Origin of the sequence: Cedecea selenatireducens (genome assembly GCF_042138895.1) — a bacterium.
GTDB lineage: Bacteria > Pseudomonadota > Gammaproteobacteria > Enterobacterales > Enterobacteriaceae > Cedecea > Cedecea selenatireducens.
Genome location: NZ_JBHIKW010000003.1, coordinates 354836 through 374303, shown reverse-complemented (window position 1 = coordinate 374303; position 19468 = coordinate 354836). Strand labels below are relative to the sequence as shown.

Genomic DNA, 19468 nt, shown 5'->3' with positions numbered 1-19468 from the left:
GCTTCCTTGAAGTTTTAATGAGATGAAAATGAGTTGTTATGTTTTCGTATACCGTTGAAATGAAAAAGGCACGTCCGGTTGGACGTGCCTTTTGGCGTTTATGCTGATGAATTATTGTTCGTTTTCATCGGTATAGCGCTTAGCTTTGTAAGCCGGGTGCATCAGGTTATGGACGGAGAAAATATCGTCCAGCTCGGCTTCGGTCAGCAGGCCGCGCTCCAGCACGACCTCGCGCACGCTCTTGCCGGTTTCCGCACAAATCTTGCCGACGATATCGCCGTTGTGGTGGCCAATGAACGGGTTCAGGTAAGTCACGATGCCAATGGAGTTATACACGTAGCTCTCACACACTTCTTTATTCGCGGTGATGCCGTTGATGCATTTTTCCAGCAGGTTGTAGCAGGCGTTGGTCAGAATGTGGATGGACTCGAACATCGCCTGGCCAATCACCGGCTCCATCACGTTCAGCTGCAGCTGACCGGCTTCAGAAGCCATGGTCACCGTGGTGTCGTTGCCGATAACTTTGAAGCAGACCTGGTTAACCACTTCCGGTACTACCGGGTTCACTTTGGCTGGCATGATGGACGAGCCCGCCTGCAATTCCGGCAGGTTAATTTCGTTCAGGCCGGAACGCGGGCCGGAAGAGAGCAGGCGCAGGTCGTTACAGATTTTCGACATCTTCACGGCCAGGCGTTTCAACGAACTGTGCACCATGACATAAGCGCCGCAGTCGGAGGTTGCTTCAATCAGGTCTTCTGCCGGTACGCAAGCCAGGCCGCTCACTTCCGCCAGCTTCTGAACCGCCAGCTGCTGGTAGCCATCCGGGGTATTGAGGCGAGTACCGATGGCGGTTGCGCCAAGGTTAACTTCAAGCAGCAGTTCCGCAGTGCGCAGCAGGTTTTTGGTTTCTTCGGTAAGCAGCACGTTAAACGCGTGGAATTCCTGGCCGAGGGTCATCGGCACCGCGTCCTGCAGCTGGGTACGGCCCATTTTCAGGATCTCTGCAAACTCAACCGCTTTACGCTGGAAGCCTTCGCCCAGCTGGTTGATAGCGTCGATCAGTTTGATAATCGAGGTGTAAACCGCGATACGGAAGCCGGTTGGGTAGGCGTCGTTGGTGGACTGGCATTTGTTGACGTGGTCGTTCGGGTTCAGGAACTGGTATTCACCTTTCTGGTGGCCCATCAGTTCCAGACCAATATTGGCGAGCACTTCGTTGGTGTTCATGTTAACGGAAGTACCCGCGCCGCCCTGGTAGACGTCTACCGGGAACTGATCCATGCATTTGCCGTTGTTCAGGACTTCATCACAGGCCTGAATGATGGTGTTCGCGATGCTCTTCGGAATGGTTTGCAGTTCCTTGTTCGCCATTGCCGCCGCTTTTTTCACCATCACCATACCGCGTACAAATTCCGGTATGTCGCTGATTTTACTGTTGCTAATGTAGAAGTTTTCAATCGCTCTCAGAGTGTGAACACCATAATAGGCATCCGCTGGCACTTCCCTGGTACCCAACAAATCTTCTTCGATACGAATGTTATTTAACATGTGAACCTTCTTAGTAAAGCTGCAGATAAATGCGCTGTATTATTCACACACACGAAATGTGGTTGTGAGCTTAATAGGCCGACGATTATGTCCATATTCGACCGCGTTATCGTGATGATATGCTGATGATAGCGAAAAGCAGTAACCTGGATCACTTATTAAAACCCGCTGCGCATAACAATTATTAATATGTGATATAGGTCAATAGTTGAAAATTTCCAGAAAAAATTCACTGAATAAGCATTGATCTTTGTCTATGTCGTCGCCATTTCACCCCTACGCATAATTGCCAATCCATTTTTCGCGAGGCCACTACCGGGCTCGCCCATTGACAGGAGCGTATAGTGCGCTGGATCCCGTTTATTGCCTTTTTCCTCTATGTTTACATCGAAATTTCGCTGTTCATACAGGTGGCACACGTTCTGGGGGTCTTTATGACCCTGATTCTGGTTATTTTCACTTCGGTGATTGGCCTGTCCCTGGTGCGCAATCAGGGCTTTAAAAACCTGATGCTGATGCAGCAGAAGATGGCGGCGGGCGAAAGCCCTGCGGCGGAGATGATCAAAAGCGTTTCGCTGATCATGGCCGGTATCCTGCTGATGCTGCCGGGCTTCTTTACCGACTTCCTCGGCCTGCTGCTGCTTCTGCCGCCGGTGCAAAAGCACCTGACGCTGAAGCTGATGCCGCATTTGCGTTTCTCCCGCATGCCGGGCGGCGGTTTTAGCGCCGGCAGCGAGGGGGGCGATACCTTCGACGGCGAGTTTCAGCGCAAAGACGACGGGCCAAAGCGCCTCGACGACCAGCGCCGGGACGATCGTTAAATTTTAGTTTTTTTTGTTTTCCCCCCTTGAAGGGGGGAAGGCGCATCCCCATTAATCAGGTCACCAGCCGATAACCCATTTGGGACGGCGTTACCTAACTATCTGATACTGACTTTCTCAAAGGAGAGCTATCAATGAGCATTCGTCCATTACATGATCGTGTCATCGTCAAGCGTAAAGAAGTTGAGTCCAAATCTGCGGGCGGCATCGTTCTGACTGGCTCCGCAGCGGGCAAATCAACGCGTGGCGAGATCGTTGCTGTCGGTAAAGGCCGCATCCTGGAAAACGGTAGCGTGCAGCCGCTGGACGTGAAAGTGGGTGACATCGTTATCTTCAACGATGGCTACGGCGTGAAGTCCGAGAAAATCGACAACGAAGAAGTGCTGATCATGTCCGAAAGCGACATCCTGGCAATTGTTGAAGCGTAATTTGACGCACGAACCTGAACGAATTTGAGGAATAGAAGAAATGGCAGCTAAAGACGTAAAATTCGGTAACGACGCTCGTGTAAAAATGCTGCGCGGCGTTAACGTACTGGCAGATGCAGTGAAAGTTACCCTCGGTCCTAAAGGCCGTAACGTGGTCCTGGATAAATCTTTCGGTGCACCGACCATCACCAAAGATGGTGTTTCCGTAGCGCGTGAAATCGAGCTGGAAGACAAGTTCGAAAACATGGGCGCGCAGATGGTGAAAGAAGTTGCCTCTAAAGCGAACGACGCTGCAGGCGACGGCACCACCACCGCAACCGTACTGGCTCAGGCTATCATCACCGAAGGCCTGAAAGCCGTTGCTGCCGGCATGAACCCAATGGACCTGAAACGCGGTATCGATAAAGCCGTTGTTGCTGCTGTTGAAGAGCTGAAAGCGCTGTCCGTACCGTGCTCCGACTCTAAAGCGATTGCACAGGTTGGTACTATCTCCGCTAACTCCGACGAAACCGTAGGTAAACTTATCGCAGAAGCGATGGATAAAGTCGGTAAAGAAGGCGTGATCACCGTTGAAGACGGTACCGGTCTGGAAGACGAACTGGACGTTGTGGAAGGTATGCAGTTCGACCGCGGCTACCTGTCCCCATACTTCATCAACAAGCCAGAAACTGGCGCTGTTGAGCTGGAAAGCCCGTTCATCCTGCTGGCTGACAAAAAAATCTCCAACATCCGCGAAATGCTGCCTGTGCTGGAAGCCGTTGCGAAAGCAGGCAAACCGCTGCTGATCATCGCTGAAGACGTTGAAGGCGAAGCGCTGGCTACCCTGGTGGTTAACACCATGCGTGGCATCGTGAAAGTGGCTGCGGTTAAAGCACCTGGCTTCGGCGACCGCCGTAAAGCTATGCTGCAGGACATCGCAACCCTGACCGGCGGTACCGTTATCTCTGAAGAGATCGGTATGGAGCTGGAAAAAGCGACCCTGGAAGACCTCGGCCAGGCTAAACGCGTTGTTATCAACAAAGACACCACCACCATCATCGATGGCGTGGGTGAAGAAGCCGCTATTCAGGGCCGCGTTGGTCAGATTCGTAAGCAGATTGAAGAAGCAACTTCTGACTACGACCGTGAAAAACTGCAGGAACGCGTAGCGAAACTGGCGGGCGGCGTAGCGGTAATCAAAGTCGGTGCTGCTACCGAAGTTGAAATGAAAGAGAAAAAAGCTCGCGTCGACGATGCCCTGCACGCTACCCGTGCTGCGGTTGAAGAAGGCGTGGTTGCCGGTGGTGGCGTAGCGCTGGTTCGCGTTGCTGCGAAACTGGCTGACCTGACCGCTCAGAACGAAGACCAGAACGTGGGTATCAAAGTTGCGCTGCGCGCGATGGAAGCACCTCTGCGTCAGATCGTTTCTAACGCCGGTGAAGAGCCATCTGTTGTCACCAACGCGGTGAAAGCGGGCGAAGGTAACTACGGTTACAACGCAGCTACCGAAGAATACGGCAACATGATCGACTTCGGTATCCTGGACCCAACCAAAGTAACTCGTTCTGCGCTGCAGTACGCGGCTTCCGTTGCGGGCCTGATGATCACTACCGAGTGCATGGTTACCGACATGCCTAAAGGCGATGCGCCTGACTTAGGCGCTGCTGGTATGGGCGGCATGGGTGGCATGGGCGGCATGATGTAATTCGCCTTCGCACCTTGTGTTAAAGAAACCCTCAGCCAGAAATGTCTGAGGGTTTTTTCTTTTGTTCACAGTCTGGTATAAGGTCATACCGGGCAATAACGGCTCAATACCTTGATTACGGGGAATAACATGCGCATGAAAGTCTCATCGGGAGTGGTTGTGGCAGCGCTGCTGCTGGCAGGATGTAGCACGGGCAATCAGCTGAGCTCCAGCGGCCAGAGCGTTCGTTTTGTGGAAGACAAGCCGGGTAGCGAATGCCGTCTGTTAGGCACCGCCACCGGGGAACAGAGCAACTGGCTGTCAGGCCAGCACGGTGATGAAGGCGGTTCGATGCGCGGCGCGGCGAATGCATTGCGTAACAATGCGGCCGAGATGGGCGGTAACGTGCTGTACGGCGTGAGCAGCCCAACCCAGACCCTGCTGTCGAGCTTTGCGCCAACGGCCAGCAAAATGACCGGCCAGGTTTATAAGTGCCCGAACTGATTCAGTAAGTCTTACCCTCACCCAGCAGAAGACGGCCACACTGAGCGGCTTTTTCTTCTGTTGGGAGAAAAGAGCAGGGTGAGAGCGCTACGCTCTCACTTCTGCCTCAGCTGCAAATCCAGCGGCGTCTTGCTTGGCTCTCCGCCAATCTCTCTTGCCAGCTTCGGTACCATATAGCCAGAAACCAACGTCAGCAGCTCCCGCATAATAGCCCGGGCTTCTTCGTCTTCCACCATAAAGTGGGCCGCGCCCTGAACCCTGTCGAGCACGTGCAGGTAATACGGCATCACGCCTGCATCGAATAATGCATTGCTCAAATTCGCCAGCGTTTGCGCGTTATCGTTCACGCCGCGCAGCAGCACGCTTTGGTTGAGTAGCGTGACGCCAGCCCGGCGCAGCTTCGCCATGGCCGAGCGGAAATCGTCGCCAATCTCCTGGGCGTGGTTAATGTGGTTTACCAGCAGCACCTGAAGCGATGAGCGGGCAATTCTTGCCGCCAGCGTATCGGTAATGCGGGCAGGAATGACGATCGGCAGGCGGCTATGAATTCGCAGGCGCTTGATGTGAGGAATGGCCTCCAGCTCGCCGATGAGCCAGTCCAGCTCGTTATCTTTCGCCATCAGCGGATCGCCGCCTGAGAAGATAATTTCGTCCAGCTCAGGGTGCTCGCTGATGTAGCTGAGCGCGGTCTGCCAGTTGCGCTTGTTGCCCTGGTTGTCGGCATAAGGGAAATGGCGACGGAAGCAATAACGACAGTTTACGGCACAGCCGCCTTTCACCAGCAGCAGGGCGCGGTTGCGGTATTTGTGCAACAGGCCTGGCACCACGCTGTGCTGCTCTTCCAGCGGATCGGTTGTGAAACCGGGGGCGGCAACGAACTCCTGTTTTGCGGTCAAAACCTGGCGCAGCAGCGGGTCGTTAGGGTTGCCTTTCTCCATGCGTTCGACGAAGGCACGAGGGACGCGCAGGGCAAAAAGACGCCTTGCTTCACGTCCGGCGAGCAATTCTTCATCAGCGGCTACATTTAAAATGTGCAGCAGTTCATCAGGATCGGTTATAACATCGGCAAGTTGCGTTAACCAATCTTCTCTGTGAGGGGGATTTAGGGTTACAATGTGTGCCATTTTTTTGGCTAAGCTACCAGTTAACAAATTCAGAGGGCCTTATGGCGACTTATTCTAGCAACGATTTCCGTGCCGGTCTTAAAATCATGATGGATGGCGAACCGTACGCGGTTGAAGCCAGCGAATTCGTAAAACCGGGCAAAGGCCAGGCATTCGCGCGCGTTAAGCTGCGTCGTCTGCTGACCGGTACCCGCGTTGAGAAAACCTTCAAGTCTACCGACTCTGCAGAAGGCGCTGACGTTGTCGATATGAACCTGACTTACCTGTACAACGACGGTGAGTTCTACCACTTCATGAACAACCAAACCTTCGAGCAGCTGGCTGCGGACGAGAAAGCCGTTGGCGAAAACGCTAAATGGCTGCTGGACCAGGCTGAGTGCATCGTGACCCTGTGGAACGGCCAGCCAATCTCCGTGACCCCACCAAACTTCGTTGAGCTGGAAATCGTTGAAACCGATCCAGGTCTGAAAGGCGATACCGCAGGGACCGGCGGCAAGCCAGCTACCCTGACCACCGGCGCCGTGGTTAAAGTTCCGTTGTTCGTACAGATCGGCGAAGTCATCAAAGTTGACACCCGTTCTGGTGAATACGTTTCTCGCGTGAAGTAATTTTCGCGAAGGTTCGCGGCGCGGTGCCTCAGGCTCGCGCCGCCGCTTTATCAGGGCAGGGAAAATGAACCGTTTACTGAAACAGCTTCTTTTTATCTCGCTGCTGGCCGCTGCGCTGTCGGGGTGTCATACCACGCGTGGTTTTGGCGAAGACCTGCAACATCTCGGCGGTGCCATCGAGCGCGCGGCCAACAAATAACTTCACGTAGTCCTAAATCGCTTCGCTTTTCCTTCGTTGTGCCATTTTTTGTCTATGCTTAACGAGCTATACACAAACAACACAGGTAAAAGGAAAAGCTCATGATTAAGAAAACCCTTGCTGCGTTTTTCTCTCTCGTCGTTCTTTCATCCTTGTTGACCGCCTGCAACACCACGCGCGGTGTAGGTGAGGATATCCAGAGCGGCGGCCATGCTATTTCTGGTGCGGCAACAAAAGCTCAGCAATAACGATTTGCGGTACGGTAATATAACCGTGCCGCTATTCTAAAACCGTCTCAGGAATATTCAGAAATAGCGATAGTCTATTATCTGCGCCGAGCTTTAAACGAATGTTTCGCTTATACGTATAAACCGTTTTTACGCTTATATCCATTACCCTTGCGATATATTCATTATTCGCTTCTTCCTTCCAGAGTTTTAATATTCTCTCTTCGCGTAAGGTCAGCAGCGGAGTAATATGCCGTTTCACTTCGCGGAATGGCGGGCGAGTCGCAATAGTCTGCTGAATGAGCGACGTTAGCGCAGGTAATGATAGTGACTTATCCCAAATATCAGTGCTGCCCTGCGCGGCACAGTACTCGGCAATGGTGGAGTGCTGCCCGCTTTGCAACAGCAGTAAACGCGTGGTATCACCACAGGCAGAATAAATAGTCGAAAGTTGTTGGATATTATGCAATGCAGTTGAGAAGCTGTTGAAATCGGCTATCACCATATTAGGTTGCCATTTAATTATTCTTTCCCGGGCGAGAAGCAAACTGTCTGTCTCTGAAATACTCACTGCCGTAGCCAGATTATTTTTCTGATTGAGCAAGTGCGTCAGTCCCTGACGGCTGAAGTAACACCTATCAACCAATAATATTTTATACATTTTCACGCTTCACGTTAATCATTACTGCGGCGTTTGCAGGCTGGCAAACCACGTTTTATCATATGAATAATTTTGGCAAAATGAATCACGGAAATGCGCTCGAATTCGCTGTCAATTCCAGGCTTAGTAAGGCCTGGCCGGTGAAACGATTATTTCAATGAGCGCCGTGGGCGGACGGATTTTCAGGCAGCCGTTTGGGTGCTAAAATGACCTTCTCACCTAAGCCTTACGGGACGACCCGCAAGCGCATCTCACAACGGGGACGGCCCCATTTTTACTGGAGCTGTTATGGCCTGGATCGTTCTGTTTATCGCTGGATTACTGGAAGTTGTATGGGCGGTTGGTCTTAAGTACACCCATGGCTTTAGCCGCCTGTGGCCTAGCGTTATCACCATTATTGCGATGGTTGTCAGTATGGCTTTGCTCGCCTGGGCGATGAAAACGCTACCTACGGGAACGGCCTACGCCGTGTGGACAGGGATTGGTGCCGTTGGCGCGGCCATCACCGGGATTTTGCTACTTGGCGAGTCGGCTAACCCGATGCGTCTGGCTAGCCTGGCTCTGATCGTTATTGGCATCATCGGACTGAAACTTTCCACGCATTAACTGCCGGGTTGTTTCACCCAAATCAATTTATCCACCGCGAATCCCTGCCGGGCAGCGATGGCCAGCAGCTGCTGTTTGAGGTCGCGGCTGATGGTTGGCGTGCGGGAAAGGATCCACAGGTAGCTGAGGTCCGGCCCGCACACCAGCGCGTGGCGATACTCTTTATCCAGCGCAATCACGTTATAGCCACCGTAGAACGGGCCAAAGAACGAGACTTTGAGCGCCGCGACGCTTGGGTCTCCGGTGAAATACGCTTTCCCTTCAGCCTGCTGCCACATCTGCCTGTCAGGATTAAACCCGCGATTTATCACGCGCAGACCGCCATCATCCATAAAACTGTAGGTAGCCGTGACCTGATTCAGGCCGCTTTCAAAACTGTGGTCTAAGCGGGCGATTTCATACCAGGTACCGATAAAGCGTTTGGCGTCGAAGTTTTGGACCACCGTGACGCTGGGCGGGGGAGTTGGGGCGCTACAGGAGACAACGAATAATGCAACCGCAAGCGCGGTGACAGCGGGCCAAATGCGCATAGCAGATTCCTTCCAGGGTTTTTAGCTAAGTGTAGATGGCGGCAGGAAATAAAGTGTGAGCGAAGCCGGAAATAATAAGGCCTGCATGATGCAGGCCATTGTCATGTTTATTGCAGCGCTTCGAGAATAGCGTAGGCGGCTCTAACCCGTTCCGTATTCGGATAGCTTTTGTTGGCCAGCATCACGATACCCAACTGCTTCTCAGGAATGAAGGCCACGTAGCTACCAAAGCCGCCCGTTGAACCGGTTTTATGTACCCACGAGGCTTTCACTGCGGGCACAGGTGGGTCAATGAGCGTAGCCGGGTGCGGCGCAAGAGCGACCTTGTTGTCGCTACCGTCAATAATAGTTTTCCCCTTCACCGGCCAGTTCAGCATCTCCCAGCCAAGCCCCTGATACATGCTGCCCACGCGCCAGTAGCGGGACTGCGCGAGCCGAATGCCCTGCTGCAGGGTTTTATCCTCGAGACGGTCGGGTGCCATGTTGGCCTGGACCCAGTGCGCCATATCCTCGATGCTGGACTTCACTCCGTAGGCTTCCGCATCCAGCATACCGGGCGAGACGCGCACGGCCTTGCCGTCGCGGTAGCCCCAGGCATAGCGGCTCTCTTCCGTGGCAGGAACGTTAATCCAGGTGTGCGTGAGATTTAGCGGCTCAAAGACGCGTTTTGACATGGCCTTATCGAAGCTCATTCCCGACGGTTTCACCATCAACGCACCAAACAGGCCGATGCTCGCGTTGGCGTAAAGCCGCTGCGTACCCGGAGCCCACTGTGGCTGCCAGGTCTGGTAGAACTTAAGCAGAGCGTCGTTATTGGTCACTTCATCCGGCACCTGCAGCGGCAGGCCACCGGCGGTATAGGTTGCCAGCTGAAGCAGAGTTATCCCCCGCCACCGATCGCCGGTCAGTTCAGGCCAGTATTTTTGCGCCGGATCGCTAAGGCTAATTTCACCGCGAGCCAGAGCATCGCCGCCCAGCACGCCGGTAAAGGTTTTACTGACCGAGCCCAGCTCAAACAGCGTTTCCCGGGTCACCGGCTGGTTACGCTGCACATCGGCCTTGCCCCAGGTGAAATACAGCGGGTAGCCTTTATAGATGACCGCCACCGCCATACCGGGTATCGCCTGTTCCTTCATTAACGGCGCAACGGTGCGGTTTACGAGCTTTTCAATCTGCTGCGCGGTCAGTTCTTTTTGCGCGGCAAAGCTTGAGCATGAGGCGGCGAGGAGCAGCGTCAGGCAGAGGGATTTTTTCATAATGGATAACCTTCCTTAGAGAGATGATAGCAGTCCGGGCCCGTCAGACGAGGCAAGTTTGTTGGATTTGACTCCCGGTGACAAACGATTAAATTTGGCATTAGGCTTAAGATTTTCTAACAGGTGATGCCATGACCCGCAGCTATATCCCCCTGAACTCTCTGAGAGCTTTTGAAGCCGCTGCCCGGCATCTAAGCTTCACGCATGCCGCAATTGAGCTGAATGTTACGCACTCCGCCATCAGTCAGCAGGTAAAGACGCTGGAAGAACATCTGCATTGTCAGCTGTTTGTCCGCGTATCTCGTGGTCTGATGTTGACCACGGAAGGCGAAAACCTGTTACCTGTGCTAAACGATTCCTTTGACCGTATCGCGGGCGTGCTGGACCGTTTTTCGGGTACGCAGGCGAGAGAAAAACTTAAGTTAGGCGTCGTGGGCACGTTTGCCACCGGCTTTCTCCTGCCGCGTCTCGAGGCGTTTCGTCGGCGCTATCCGCATATCGATCTCCAGCTTTCAACCCATAACAACCGCGTGGATCCGGCGGCGGAGGGGCTGGACTATACGGTGCGATTTGGCAGCGGGGCCTGGCACGGGACTGAGGCGACGTTTCTGTGCGACGCGCCGCTGTCGCCGCTTTGCTCTCCGGCGCTGGCTGCTGAACTGCAGACGCCGAAAGATGTTCTGAACCACACGCTGTTGCGCTCCTACAGGCGTGATGAATGGGCGGCATGGCTACAGGCTGCGGATGAAGCCCCCCCGTCACCGACGCATCTGGTTATGGTTTTTGATTCCTCGATAACCATGCTTGAAGCCGCACAGGCCGGAGCCGGGATCGCCATTGCGCCGGTAAACATGTTCACCCATTTGCTGAACAGCGAACGGATTGTGCGTCCGTTTGAGACGGAAATCAGTTTGGGAAGTTACTGGTTAACAAGGCTTCAGTCGCGCGCGCAAACGCCCGCCATGCGTGATTTTTCTGCCTGGCTAGCCGGAGAGTGTGGAAAATAAAAAGGTCTGCACAATGGCAGGCCTTCAGATTGATGACAAACAGCCGAAAAACGTGGTTTTCGACTGTTTGGGGCAAACCAGAGAACATTATTCATTGTTTTTATTAGTCCTGAGTTCGGACTTTTTTAGAGCAATGAACTTTGTCAGCACTCTCAAGGCCTGCACAATGGCAGGCCTTGTTGCGTGCTAAGCGATTACAGCGTCAGCAGGCCAATAATGGTCACCACCGTCAGGATGGCAGCAAGGCCGTAGAACACCCATTTCCCCGCCGGGACGTGGATTTTCAGATCGTGCATCGCGTGGTGAATACGGTGCAGGCCACACCACAGCGGCAGTACAATCATCAGCAGCAGGAACAGGCGGCCAATCCAGCTGTGGGCGAAGGCATAGACACGGTCAAAGCCCAGCGCATCACCAGGGAACAGGCCCAGCGGCAGCATGATGCCAACCAGCAGCACGATAACCGGCGCGAAAATAGCACCCCACATGCCGCCTGCGCCAAACAGGCCCCAGAATAGCGGCTCGTCGGAACGTTTTGGATTTTGGTTAATCACGTCAGCCTCCTTACCAGAACAGTGCTACAAGCAGCACAACCAGCGTCACCAGACCGGTGACCACCCAAAGCCCTTTAATGACCGGCTCTGGCCCCATTTTTTCACCCTTCACGATGACGTTAGCGGCCTTCGGCGCCAGCTCAAACCAGGTTTTGGTGTGCAGTACCGCCGCGGCCAGGGTGATGATATTAAGGATAATTACCACCGGGTTTTGCAGGAAATCGACAAAACCTGCCCAGCCTTCCGGCCCGTGTTTCAGCGAAAAAAGTCCGTAAATCAGCACAATGCTGAACCAGACGGTCGGGACCGAAGTGCCTTCACGCAGCATATAAAAACGGTAGAAGCCCAGCTGTCGCCACCAGGTTGGCGCCATGGGGCGGACATAAGGCTTACGTTTCGTGGTCATGGTGCACTCCTTAGCGTGGTTTCAGGGTGGCAATCAAAAAGTCTTTCGAGCTTTCGACTTTGCCCTGCTGGATGGCCGCGGCCGGATCGACGTGTTTTGGACAGACTTCGGAGCAGAAGCCGACAAAGGTGCAGCTCCAGACGCCGTTCTGCCCGTTAAGCTGCGGCATACGCTGTTTTTTGCCGTGGTCGCGGCTGTCCAGGTTGTAGCGGTGGGCGAGGGTGATCGCCGCCGGGCCGATGAACTCAGGATTCAGGCCAAACTGCGGGCAGGCGGCATAGCACAGCCCACAGTTGATGCAGCCGGAGAACTGATGGTATTTCGCCATCTGCGCGGGCGTCTGCTTGTTAGTCCCCTGATCCGGCGTGCGCGAGTTGCCGATAATGTAAGGCTTAATCGACTCCAGGCTTTCGATGAAGTGGGTCATGTCGACCACCAAATCGCGCTCAATCGGGAAGTTCGCCAGCGCTTCTACTTTGATGCCTTTGGTGTATTCGCGCAGGAAGGTTTTACAGGCCAGCTTCGGCACTTTGTTGACCATCATGCCGCACGAGCCACAAATCGCCATACGGCACGACCAGCGGTAGCTGAGGTCCGGCGCGAGGTTATCTTTGATATAACCCAGTCCGTCCAGCAGCGAGGTTTGCTCGTCAAATGGCACTTCGTAGATTTCGCTATGCGGCTTGCTGTCCGTTTCCGGGTTGTAGCGCACAATCTCAATCTTCAGGGTTTGCATCTCAGCCATTTGCCTTCTCCTTTTTCTCAGCGTCTTCCGCTTCCGCGCCGTACACGCGTTTTGCTGGCGGCAGCGTGGTTATCTTCACGTCGCTATAGTCGAGGCGAGTGGTGCCGTCGGCGTCGCGGAAGGCCAGAGTGTGCTTCAGGAAGTTGACGTCATCGCGTTCGGTATGGCCTTCGTCAAGGCGCTGGTGAGCGCCGCGCGACTCTGTACGAGCGATGGCGGAGTGCGCCATACATTCGGCTACGTTCAGGCCGTGGCCCAGTTCAATGGTGTAAAGCAGGTCGGTATTGAAGACGCTGGAGGTGTCGGTAATGCGCACTCGCTTGAAGCGTTCCTGCAGCTCGGCCAGCTTGTCGACGGTTTTTTGCATTAATGCCGTGGTGCGGTAAATCCCGCAGCCTTCCTCCATGGAAAGCCCCATTTCGTCGCGGATTTTCGACCAGTTTTCGTTGCCTTCCTGATTGACCAACTGCTTCAGGCGGCCTTCAACATCGGCGGCCTGGGCGTTCAGCGCGGCATCGTTCGCTGGCCGAGCCTGAGCGGCACGCTCCATCGCCTGCTCACCCGCGAGACGGCCGAACACCACAAGTTCTGCCAGCGAGTTAGAGCCAAGACGGTTGGCCCCGTGCAGGCCCACGGAAGAACATTCACCTACTGCGTAAAGCCCTTTGATGCGGGTTTCGCACTTCGTATCGGTTTCAATCCCGCCCATGGTGTAGTGCGCGGTCGGGCGGACTGGAATAGGTTCTTTGATTGGGTCGACGCCGACATAGGCTTTTGCCAGCTCGCAGATAAACGGCAGGCGCTCAAGCAGCTTTTTCTCGCCCAGGTGGCGCAGGTCGAGGTAAACCACGTCCCCGCGCGGGGTTGAGATGGTGTTGCCTTTGCGCCACTCGTGCCAGAAGGCCTGAGACACTTTATCGCGTGGGCCGAGCTCCATGTATTTGTTCTTCGGCTCGCCGAGCGGGGTTTCCGGCCCCATGCCGTAATCCTGCAGGTAGCGATAGCCGTTTTTGTTCACCAGGATACCGCCTTCGCCGCGGCAGCCTTCGGTCATCAGGATGCCGGAGCCCGGCAGCCCGGTTGGGTGATATTGCACAAACTCCATGTCGCGCAGCGGTACGCCGTGGCTCAACGCCATGCCCATGCCGTCGCCGGTGACGATGCCGCCGTTGGTGTTGTAGCGATAAACACGTCCGGCACCGCCGGTGGCCATCACTACCGCGTTGGCGCGGATCTGCACCAGTTCGCCCTCCATCATGTTCATCGCGACCACGCCGCGCGCCTGCCCGTCATCGACCAGAATGTCGAGGACGAAGTGTTCGTCGAAGCGTTGAATTTGCGGGAATTGAAGGGAGGTCTGGAACAGCGTGTGGAGCATATGGAAGCCGGTTTTATCGGCGGCGAACCAGGTACGTTCGATCTTCATGCCGCCGAAGCGCCTGACGTTGACGCTGCCGTCCGGACGACGGCTCCACGGGCAGCCCCACTGCTCAAGCTGGGTCATTTCAGTTGGGCAATGGTGAACAAAGTAGTCAACCACATCCTGCTCACACAGCCAGTCGCCTCCGGCAACGGTGTCGTGAAAATGGTATTCGAAGCTGTCGTGATCCTGTGCGACGGCAGCGGAACCCCCTTCGGCGGCAACCGTATGGCTGCGCATTGGGTAGACTTTGGAAATCAGAGCGATTTTTGCCTGTGGATTAGCCTGGGCTGCCGCAATGGCTGCTCGTAGGCCTGCTCCGCCGGCGCCTATAATGGCGAGATCGGCTTGAAAGGTTTGCACGACATTCCTCCAGATTGTAGTAATTCGCAAAGCTATACGACCAAAGGGTATTCACCGTCATAAAGGCGGTGGCTGCGAAAGGTGTATCCCTGCTCCTTTTTAGGTAGATGAAGTATAACCGGAGGGATTTTAGGGAAATTTGATTTGTTCGATTTTTTTGCCGATCTGTGCGCTGATTAATTACTTCTGTTAATGAATTGCGTCACAAAAATGATTGTTTAAATGGTGTAGTGCGAAGAGAAAAATGGCGGCTGGGGCGCGAGAAAAATTTTGCCTGAGTCTCGCTATTTGCGCCGAAATTAAAATTCTCTGCGCAAAATTTGTCTCCTTTCTGTGATGCGGGTAGACTTCTCGGCCTTGCATAAATACGGAGACTTTCTCATGAGCGAAACGGCCACCTGGCAGCCGAGCGCGTCCATCCCCAACCTGTTAAAACGCGCCGCCATCATGGCGGAGATTCGGCGCTTTTTCGCCGACCGCGGCGTTCTGGAGGTGGAAACACCCTGCATGAGCCAGGCGACGGTAACCGATATTCATCTGGTGCCGTTTGAAACCCGTTTCGTCGGCCCAGGCCACTCTCAGGGCATGAACCTGTACCTGATGACCAGCCCGGAATACCACATGAAACGCCTGCTGGCGGCGGGCTGTGGCCCGGTGTTCCAGCTGTGCCGCAGTTTCCGTAATGAAGAGATGGGGCGTCACCACAATCCGGAGTTCACCATGCTGGAGTGGTACCGTCCGCACTACGACATGTACCGCCTGATGAATGAGGTGGATGACCTGCTGCAGCAGGTGCTGGAGTGTGGCGCGGCAGAAAGTCTGTCTTATCAGCAGGTCTTCCAGCGCCATCTGGACATCGACCCGCTGTCTGCGGACAAAACCCAGCTGCGTGAAGCCGCGGCGAAGCTTGACCTGAGCAACATCGCCGACACAGAAGAAGACCGGGACACGCTGTTGCAGCTGCTGTTCGCCATGGGCGTTGAACCACACATTGGTAAGGACAAGCCGACCTTTGTGTATCACTTCCCGGCAAGTCAGGCCTCTCTGGCGCAGATCAGCACCGAAGATCACCGCGTGGCGGAGCGCTTTGAGGTGTACTTTAAAGGGATTGAGCTGGCGAACGGTTTCCACGAACTGACCGACGCGCGTGAACAGCAGCAGCGTTTTGAGCAGGATAACCGCAAACGTGCCGCTCTTGGCCTGCCGCAGCAGCCGGTGGACATGAATCTGCTGGCGGCGCTGGAAGCCGGCATGCCGGACAGCTCCGGCGTGGCGTTGGGCGTTGACCGCCTGATCATGCTGGCGCTGGGGGCAGAAAGTCTCTCCGAGGTTTTAGCCTTTACGGTCGACCGCGCTTAGCGCTCAAAAGGCTTAACGCTCGAAGACTTTACGTTCGAAGAATAGTGGCCCCACAAATGGGGCCATTTTTTTAGCTCTGGCTTACGCCGCCAGCCGCCAGGTTATTTCTCCGCCTGCATTTGATAAACTGCGCGCCATGCTAACGATAAAACGAATTACCGACCGCAGCTCCCCGTACTTTGAAAGCGTGGACGAGCTGTATGAAAGCGCCTTTCCGCGCCACGAAAAACGCCAGCCGGCCGCAAAAATCAGCGCACTTGCTAACCCAAACTACAGCCTGCAGGCGTGGTTCGACGGCGAGCAGTTTGTCGGCATGATTGGCGCATGGGACTTTGACGACTACGCCTATATTGAGCACCTTGCCGTCAACGACCAGCTGCGTGCGCAGGGCTACGGCAAACGGATGCTGAGCCAGTTTTTACAGCTTTACCCGCAAACCATTCTCGAAATCGATCCGCTGACCACGGAGATCGCCCATAAGCGGCTGCGCTTTTACCAAAGCCTCGGGTTCAGTGAAAACGCATACCCGCATTTCCACCCGACCTACCATGCGGACATTCCCGACCATCAACTGATCGTGCTGAGTTACCCGCAGCCTATCGACGAGGCGCGGTATCAGCGATTTTTTGACGATCTCTGCCGCGTCGTGATGGAACGCAGCGTTTAAACCACAACTTTCTTAACGTGCCCGCCGGCCAATCACCGGCGGGCGCTGATGTGTTTTTGCTTACCAGGACTTGATTGATGGATATCACCACGCTTTTTCTTTACGTCATCGCCGTTAGCGCGGTGATGGTGACGCCCGGCCCGTCGATGCTTTTAGCGCTCAATAACGGAGCGACTTACGGGATGCGTATTGCGGGCTACGGCTTTCTTGGGGCGGTATTGGCCGACCTGCTGCTGATTGGCGCGGTGGGCTGCGGCCTGGGCGCATTGTTGCAGGCTTCCGAGCAGCTGTTTGCGGTGGTGAAGTGGGGCGGTGCGCTTTATCTGGTGTATCTGGCTTACGTTTTGTGGCGTGCCCCTGCTAAGGCCCTGAGCGTGAGCGCTTCGGCAGCGGTGGCCACGGGAAAAACGGCTTTTTTACGCTCGCTGATGGTCGGTTTATCCAACCCGAAGGGGCTGCTGTTCTTCTCGGCATTTTTACCGCAGTTCATCCGCCCGCAGGAGCCGGTGGCGATGCAGTACATGATTCTGGCGCTGGTCAGTGCGATTATCGACTGCATCATGATGACGATTTACGCCTGGGGTGGCCGCCATGCGATGCGTAAGTTCTCCGCTAACGTGATGCGTTGGGTGAACCGCAGCTGTGCGGGAATGCTCGCCGTGCTGGCGGTGGGCGTGGCGCTGTATCGACGCAGTAATTTGACCTGAGAAAGGTCAGATATAATCGAGCGCTGGCCGCGGAGAACATCGGGCCAGCGCTAGCGTCTTAGCTTTCCTGCGCTTCGGCGAGTTCGCGAAGGTAAGAGAAGATCTGACGATAGGACTTAGGCGGCTTATTGGCCGCTTTTTCTTTTTGCGCGTTACGGATAAGCACGCGCAGCTGCTGGCGGTCAGCCTGCGGATAAAGTCTCAGGACTTCGCTCATCGCCTCGTCGCCTTCTTCGACCAGACGGTCGCGCAGCGCTTCCAGCTTGTGGAACAGCGATACCTGCTGGTTGTGGCGGTTTTTCAGCTTGTCGAGCGCCTGACGGATAGGGTCCATATCGCGGGAACGCATCATCTTGCCGATCAGCTGTATCTGGCGGCGGCGACCTTCTTTCTTAATGCGCTGCGCCAGCTCAATCGCGGCACGCAAATCATCGTCGAGCGGGATTTTTTCCAGGGCATTTTTGCCCAGTTCCATCAGCTCAACGCCGAGATGTTTTAGCTCTTCGGCGTCGCGCTTAATTTCACTTTTACTGACCCAGATAATCTCATCATCTTCGTCTTCATTTTCATCATCGGGCACGTCGTCGAGCCAGTCTTCGGGCTGCTTGGTCATATTAGGCTCCTTAAAAAGTTGACGCGGATATTACCAGCAATGGGGCTGCACTGCGAAATTGTTCTGATCCTGTTAGACTTGAACGACTCACCTTACATTATGGCAGTAGCGATGAAAGTAAACACGCAAGTAGCACAACAACGTCAGGTTCTGGAGCAGGCGGTTTCACAGGCGCTGGAGCTGGCGAAAGACAAGTCAGACGGCGCGGAAGTTGCGGTCAGTAAAACCACTGGTATCAGCGTCAGCACCCGCTACGGTGAGGTGGAAAATGTCGAATTCAACAGCGATGGTGCGCTTGGCATCACCGTTTATCATCAAAACCGCAAGGGCAGCGCTTCGTCCACCGACCTTAGCCCGGACGCGATAGCGCGTACCGTACAGGCGGCGCTGGATATCGCGCGCTATACCTCGCCGGATCCTTATGCAGGCGTGGCCGATAAAGAACTTCTGGCCTTTGATGCACCCGATCTGGATCTCTTCCACCCGGCGGAGATTGACCCGGAGCGTGCTATTGAGCTTGCCGCGCGAGCGGAAAACGCCTCCCTGAACGTGGACAAGCGTATTACCAACACCGAAGGCGGCAGCTTTAACAGCCATTACGGCATCAAAGTCTTTGGCAACAGCCACGGCATGCTGCAAAGCTATTGTTCCACTCGTCACTCTCTTTCGAGCTGCGTGATTGCCGAAGAGAACGGCGATATGGAACGCGATTATGCCTACACCATCGGCCGTGCGATGGAAGACCTTAAGTCACCCGAGTGGGTCGGTGCCGACTGCGCACGCCGCACGTTGTCCCGCCTGTCGCCGCGTAAGCTGTCCACCATGAAAGCGCCGGTTATTTTCGCCAATGAAGTGGCGACCGGGCTGTTCGGTCACCTGGTCGGCGCGATTGCAGGCGGCGCGGTGTACCGTAAATCGACTTTCCTGCTGGACTCCCTCGGCAAGCAAATCCTGCCGGACTGGCTGACCATTGAAGAGCATCCGCACCTGCTGAAAGGCCTGGCCTCCACGCCGTTCGACAGCGAAGGCGTGCGCACGGAACGCCGTGACATCATCAAAGACGGCGTGCTGCAGCAGTGGCTGCTGACCAACTATTCCGCGCGTAAGCTTGGGCTGAAAAGCACCGGCCACGCGGGCGGCATCCACAACTGGCGTATTGCCGGTCAAGGCCTCGGCTTTGAGGAAATGCTGAAACAGATGGGCACCGGGCTGGTGGTGACCGAGCTGATGGGGCAGGGTGTAAGCGGCATTACCGGCGACTATTCTCGCGGTGCGGCAGGCTTCTGGGTTGAGAACGGTGAGATCCAGTATCCGGTGAGCGAAATCACCATCGCCGGTAACCTGAAGGACATGTGGCGCGAGATAGTTACTATTGGCAACGATATAGAAACACGTAGCAACATTCAGTGTGGTTCAGTCTTACTTCCGGAGATGAAGATAGCCGGTCAGTAA

23 protein-coding genes are annotated in these 19468 nt (G+C 55.0%); 13 read left to right on the top strand and 10 right to left on the bottom strand.

The annotated features are described in order from the left end of the window. Positions 1 to 111 precede the first annotated feature (111 nt). Complete coding sequence (gene aspA, locus ACE38U_RS07225) at positions 112 to 1548, bottom strand: aspartate ammonia-lyase (RefSeq protein ID WP_375529400.1); 1437 nt, start codon at positions 1546 to 1548, stop codon at positions 112 to 114. A gap of 344 nt (positions 1549 to 1892) precedes the next feature. Between aspA and ACE38U_RS07220 the strand changes: the two genes are divergently transcribed. The 4 genes from ACE38U_RS07220 (at position 1893) to ACE38U_RS07205 (ending at position 4964) form a co-directional block, all read left to right on the top strand. Beyond that, entirely contained in the window at positions 1893 to 2369 is a 477-nt protein-coding gene (locus tag ACE38U_RS07220; RefSeq protein WP_038476430.1) for an FxsA family protein, read from the top strand. A 134-nt stretch (positions 2370 to 2503) separates the two neighbouring features. Continuing rightward, complete coding sequence (locus ACE38U_RS07215; protein WP_038476427.1) at positions 2504 to 2797, top strand: co-chaperone GroES; 294 nt, start codon at positions 2504 to 2506, stop codon at positions 2795 to 2797. Between the two features lie 40 nt (positions 2798 to 2837). Continuing rightward, a complete protein-coding gene (gene groL, locus ACE38U_RS07210) occupies positions 2838 to 4481 on the top strand; it encodes a chaperonin GroEL (RefSeq protein WP_038476424.1) in 1644 nt (547 codons plus the stop codon). A gap of 129 nt (positions 4482 to 4610) precedes the next feature. Next, on the top strand, positions 4611 to 4964 hold the full coding sequence (locus ACE38U_RS07205; protein ID WP_038476421.1) for a DUF4156 domain-containing protein: 354 nt from the start codon (positions 4611 to 4613) through the stop codon (positions 4962 to 4964). A gap of 95 nt (positions 4965 to 5059) precedes the next feature. On the opposite strand, the gene epmB is transcribed toward ACE38U_RS07205, so the two are convergent. Then, on the bottom strand, positions 5060 to 6088 hold the full coding sequence (gene epmB / locus ACE38U_RS07200; protein ID WP_375529399.1) for an EF-P beta-lysylation protein EpmB: 1029 nt from the start codon (positions 6086 to 6088) through the stop codon (positions 5060 to 5062). A 41-nt stretch (positions 6089 to 6129) separates the two neighbouring features. Here epmB and efp point away from each other — a divergent pair, with 41 nt between their 5' ends. The 3 genes from efp (at position 6130) to ecnB (ending at position 7143) form a co-directional block, all read left to right on the top strand. Beyond that, the gene (gene efp, locus ACE38U_RS07195) at positions 6130 to 6696 is read left to right on the top strand and encodes an elongation factor P (protein WP_038476416.1); all 567 of its coding nucleotides are present in this window, start codon (positions 6130 to 6132) and stop codon (positions 6694 to 6696) included. A gap of 64 nt (positions 6697 to 6760) precedes the next feature. Further along, the gene (locus ACE38U_RS07190) at positions 6761 to 6895 is read left to right on the top strand and encodes an entericidin A/B family lipoprotein (protein WP_038476413.1); all 135 of its coding nucleotides are present in this window, start codon (positions 6761 to 6763) and stop codon (positions 6893 to 6895) included. Positions 6896 to 6996: 101 nt separating this feature from the next. Next, positions 6997 to 7143 (top strand): lipoprotein toxin entericidin B, encoded by a 147-nt coding sequence (gene ecnB / locus ACE38U_RS07185; protein WP_038476410.1) that lies wholly within the window; start codon positions 6997 to 6999, stop codon positions 7141 to 7143. A 31-nt stretch (positions 7144 to 7174) separates the two neighbouring features. Here ecnB and ACE38U_RS07180 read toward each other — a convergent pair whose 3' ends face one another. Then, a complete protein-coding gene (locus ACE38U_RS07180) occupies positions 7175 to 7783 on the bottom strand; it encodes a response regulator transcription factor (RefSeq protein ID WP_038476407.1) in 609 nt (202 codons plus the stop codon). Positions 7784 to 8071: 288 nt separating this feature from the next. Here ACE38U_RS07180 and sugE point away from each other — a divergent pair, with 288 nt between their 5' ends. Further along, the gene (gene sugE / locus ACE38U_RS07175) at positions 8072 to 8389 is read left to right on the top strand and encodes a quaternary ammonium compound efflux SMR transporter SugE (RefSeq protein WP_038476404.1); all 318 of its coding nucleotides are present in this window, start codon (positions 8072 to 8074) and stop codon (positions 8387 to 8389) included. Here sugE and ACE38U_RS07170 read toward each other — a convergent pair. Continuing rightward, complete coding sequence (locus ACE38U_RS07170) at positions 8386 to 8919, bottom strand: lipocalin family protein (protein ID WP_038476401.1); 534 nt, start codon at positions 8917 to 8919, stop codon at positions 8386 to 8388. The two genes, sugE and ACE38U_RS07170, sit on opposite strands and share 4 nt — an antisense overlap. Positions 8920 to 9026: 107 nt before the next feature. Further along, positions 9027 to 10178, bottom strand: coding sequence for a CMY2/MIR/ACT/EC family class C beta-lactamase (gene ampC, locus ACE38U_RS07165; RefSeq protein WP_176983154.1), 1152 nt, complete (start codon positions 10176 to 10178; stop codon positions 9027 to 9029). A gap of 128 nt (positions 10179 to 10306) precedes the next feature. Here ampC and ampR point away from each other — a divergent pair, with 128 nt between their 5' ends. Next, positions 10307 to 11182, top strand: coding sequence for a LysR family transcriptional regulator AmpR (gene ampR / locus ACE38U_RS07160; RefSeq protein ID WP_038476395.1), 876 nt, complete (start codon positions 10307 to 10309; stop codon positions 11180 to 11182). A 194-nt stretch (positions 11183 to 11376) separates the two neighbouring features. On the opposite strand, the gene frdD is transcribed toward ampR, so the two are convergent. The 4 genes from frdD to frdA are packed head-to-tail and all read right to left on the bottom strand — an operon-like array spanning position 11377 to position 14670. Beyond that, positions 11377 to 11736, bottom strand: a complete 360-nt coding sequence (frdD, locus tag ACE38U_RS07155; protein ID WP_038476392.1) for a fumarate reductase subunit FrdD — start codon at positions 11734 to 11736, stop codon at positions 11377 to 11379. A 10-nt stretch (positions 11737 to 11746) separates the two neighbouring features. Beyond that, positions 11747 to 12142 (bottom strand): fumarate reductase subunit FrdC, encoded by a 396-nt coding sequence (frdC, locus tag ACE38U_RS07150; RefSeq protein WP_038476389.1) that lies wholly within the window; start codon positions 12140 to 12142, stop codon positions 11747 to 11749. 10 nt (positions 12143 to 12152) lie between these two features. Beyond that, a complete protein-coding gene (locus tag ACE38U_RS07145; protein WP_038476386.1) occupies positions 12153 to 12887 on the bottom strand; it encodes a succinate dehydrogenase/fumarate reductase iron-sulfur subunit in 735 nt (244 codons plus the stop codon). After that, positions 12880 to 14670 (bottom strand): fumarate reductase (quinol) flavoprotein subunit, encoded by a 1791-nt coding sequence (frdA, locus tag ACE38U_RS07140; protein ID WP_038476383.1) that lies wholly within the window; start codon positions 14668 to 14670, stop codon positions 12880 to 12882. The genes ACE38U_RS07145 and frdA overlap by 8 nt, the downstream gene beginning before the upstream one ends. A 381-nt stretch (positions 14671 to 15051) precedes the next feature. Between frdA and epmA the strand changes: the two genes are divergently transcribed. The 3 genes from epmA (at position 15052) to ACE38U_RS07125 (ending at position 17403) form a co-directional block, all read left to right on the top strand. Next, positions 15052 to 16029: an elongation factor P--(R)-beta-lysine ligase gene (epmA, locus tag ACE38U_RS07135; RefSeq protein ID WP_038476380.1), complete on the top strand. Its 978-nt coding sequence runs from the start codon at positions 15052 to 15054 to the stop codon at positions 16027 to 16029. Between the two features lie 136 nt (positions 16030 to 16165). Beyond that, the gene (locus ACE38U_RS07130) at positions 16166 to 16696 is read left to right on the top strand and encodes a GNAT family N-acetyltransferase (protein ID WP_375529398.1); all 531 of its coding nucleotides are present in this window, start codon (positions 16166 to 16168) and stop codon (positions 16694 to 16696) included. A 77-nt stretch (positions 16697 to 16773) separates the two neighbouring features. Beyond that, positions 16774 to 17403: a LysE family translocator gene (locus tag ACE38U_RS07125; RefSeq protein WP_008453726.1), complete on the top strand. Its 630-nt coding sequence runs from the start codon at positions 16774 to 16776 to the stop codon at positions 17401 to 17403. Between the two features lie 58 nt (positions 17404 to 17461). Here the strand turns inward: ACE38U_RS07125 and yjgA are convergent, their stop codons facing one another. Further along, positions 17462 to 18016, bottom strand: coding sequence for a ribosome biogenesis factor YjgA (yjgA, locus tag ACE38U_RS07120; RefSeq protein WP_038476373.1), 555 nt, complete (start codon positions 18014 to 18016; stop codon positions 17462 to 17464). A gap of 99 nt (positions 18017 to 18115) precedes the next feature. Between yjgA and pmbA the strand changes: the two genes are divergently transcribed. Continuing rightward, positions 18116 to 19468 (top strand): metalloprotease PmbA, encoded by a 1353-nt coding sequence (pmbA, locus tag ACE38U_RS07115; protein WP_038482999.1) that lies wholly within the window; start codon positions 18116 to 18118, stop codon positions 19466 to 19468.